The sequence below is a fragment of the Aeromonas sp. QDB23 genome, assembly GCF_027707745.1.
GTDB classification, from domain to species: Bacteria; Pseudomonadota; Gammaproteobacteria; order Enterobacterales; family Aeromonadaceae; genus Aeromonas; species Aeromonas allosaccharophila.
Genome location: NZ_JAPCJA010000127.1, coordinates 1 through 2,627 on the forward strand (window position 1 = coordinate 1; position 2,627 = coordinate 2,627).

The 2,627-nt window shown below is 56.8% G+C and carries 2 protein-coding genes; both read left to right on the forward strand.

The window, feature by feature from the left end:
* Positions 1 to 203: 203 nt before the first annotated feature.
* Entirely contained in the window at positions 204 to 1,766 is a 1,563-nt protein-coding gene (istA, locus tag PG888_RS22670; protein ID WP_042061740.1) for an IS21 family transposase, read from the forward strand.
* Positions 1,767 to 1,791: 25 nt separating this feature from the next.
* Entirely contained in the window at positions 1,792 to 2,547 is a 756-nt protein-coding gene (istB, locus tag PG888_RS22675; protein WP_024945936.1) for an IS21-like element helper ATPase IstB, read from the forward strand.
* Positions 2,548 to 2,627 lie beyond the last annotated feature (80 nt).

Consider the following 2,627-nt stretch of genomic DNA (forward strand, 5'->3'; position numbering starts at 1 on the left):
TGCGTATTCCCACGCATGGCGATCGCTCAATAACATTCATGCCGATCACTCAATAACATCCATGCCGATCGCCCAATAACATCCCAAGCCGATCACTTTTTTCCTCTATGGGAAACCATGATCGGCATGAATGTTATTGATGACTTCTTCTCCCCGCTTCGTTAAACCCGCACTTTCCAACTGGACCCAAAAGAGGAAAGTGCATGTCTGCGAGGCCTATCACCGTGAGAAAACTCAAAGAAATCCTTCGTCTCAAATATCAGGCTCAACTGGCGCATCGTCAGATCGCCCTCAGCCTGCATATCTCATCCAGCACCGTCTCCTATTACCTCAATCGCGCTGCTCAGTTGGATATCACTACCTGGCCGCTCTGTGAGCGCTGGGATGATGTCACCCTGGAGCGTGCCTTCCTCAGCACCCGCGCGGTGTCCAAAACCCGCCACAAACCGCTCCCTGACTGGGCCGTGCTCCATCAGGAGCTCAAACAGCCCGGTCAAAAAGGGGTAACGCTGGAGCTACTGTGGCAGGAGTATGCCGAGCGCAATAACGGTGCCCACTACAGCTACAACCATTTCTGTCGGCTCTATAAGGAGTGGGCATCGGTGCTGCAACCGTCGATGCGCCAGACCCATATCGCGGGCGAAAAACTCTTTGTCGATTACTGTGGCCAGACCATGCCCATCGTGGATCCTCATACCGGTGAGATCCTCTATCGGGCCCAGGTCTTCGTCGCGGTGCTCGGGGCCTCCAACTACACCTTTGCTGAAGCCACCCGCTCCCAACAGCTTGAGGATTGGGTGATGAGCCACAAGCGGGCCTTTGAGTTTTTCGGCGGCGTCCCGCAACTGGTGGTGCCTGATTGCTTGAAGAGTGCGGTCAGCGTGGCACGCAATACTGACCCGGATCTCAATCCCACCTACCAGATGCTGGCCGCTCACTTCGGCACAGCGATCATGCCCGCCAGGCCGCGCAAGCCGAAAGATAAATCCAAGGCCGAGGTGGGGGTACAGATCGTCACCCGCTGGATCCTGGCGGTACTGCGCCATGAGACCTTCCATAGCCTGGCTCATCTTAACCAACGGATATCCGGGTTACTGACCCGGCTCAATGAGAAACCCTTCCAGAAGCTGCCCGGTTGCCGCGCATCCATGTTTGCCGAGCTCGATGCGCCAGCACTCAAGCCCTTGCCAGCGTACCCCTACCAGTACACCAAAGTGGTGTCGGTGCTGGTCGGCAAGGATTACCACGTCGACCTGGAGAAGCACTATTACTCGGTCCCTTATGCCTTGCAGGGCAAGCGGCTGGAAGCCCATCTGGCGGAGCGTACGGTCACCCTGTATCACGCGGGTAAGGTCGTCGCTCAGCACCCACGCAGTCATCGCAAAGGCCAGCACAGCAGTCTGCCCGCCCATATGCCAGCGCATCACCAGGCACTGCTGGAGTGCTCACCTGAACGCCTACTGAGCTGGGCCGCGTCCATCGGGCCCTATACCACGCATTGGGTGGATAGTTTTATCCGCCAGGCAGCGCATCCGGCCCAAGCCGTGCGACCTTGTCAGGCCCTGCTGGGACAGAGCAAAAAGTATGGCAAGGCGCGGCTGGAGGCCGCCTGTCTACGTGGCTATCTGACCGGCGCCAACCGGCTGCACCACATCCGCAACATGCTCAAACACGGGCTGGAACAACAACCAGTTGCCACCTCACGCCAGGATCCGTTGCAAGACATCCATCATGACAATGTCCACGGCGAACACTACTTCCACTAATCCATCACTCAACAAGGAAAAGAGCATGCAATTACATCTCGATGAACAACTGAGCACCCTGCGTCTGGGCGGTGTGAAACAGGCGCTGAGTCAGCAACAGACACAGAGCGCGTTGTATCAGGACATGAGCTTTGAAGAGCGGCTGCAACTGCTGCTGAGTCATGAGCTGGTGCAACGGGAGCAGCGCAAAGTTAACCGGTTGGAGAAGCAAGCGCGGTTTCGATTGTCCGGTCAAATTGAGCAGCTGGACTACCGTGCCAGCCGGGGAATAAGCAAAGCGCAGATCCGCCAGCTACTGGAAGGGCAGTGGCTGGCTCATCAGCAAAACCTGCTGCTGACGGGGGCGGCAGGCTGTGGGAAGAGTTACCTGGCCTGTGCGTTGGGCCGCTATTTTATCCGGCAAGGCGTAGCGGTGCGCTACTACCGGCTGAAAACCCTGCTGGAAGAGATGAGACTGGCGCAGGCGGATGGCAGTTATCCGAAGCTGCTGGAGCAGGTGAATAATGTGGGCTTGCTGATCCTGGATGACTGGGGCATGGAGATGCTGGATGCGGCCGAGCGCAGTAATTTGCTGGAGATCATCGATACCCGTTACGGGAGGGTCTCGACAGTGGTTGCGAGCCAACTGCCGGTAGAGAAATGGTATGGGATGATCGGAGAGGCCACATTCGCAGAAGCGATCCTGGACCGGCTGATCCACAGAGCGGTACGAGTAGGTTTGACAGGTGAGTCGATGCGAAAACAGGGCATCAACTTGACCGATGCCGATCAGGCAGAGTAAAAGAAAGACGCAGTTCCTGCGGGTAGAAAAATGGTGATCGGCATGATGTTATTGGCTGATCGACATGATGTTATTAGCCA

Coding starts and splice junctions, on each gene's coding strand:
- istA (WP_042061740.1), top strand. CDS start 204: ATGTCTGCGAGGCCTATCACCGTGAGAAAACTCAAAGAAATCCTTCGT.
- istB (WP_024945936.1), top strand. CDS start 1,792: ATGCAATTACATCTCGATGAACAACTGAGCACCCTGCGTCTGGGCGGT.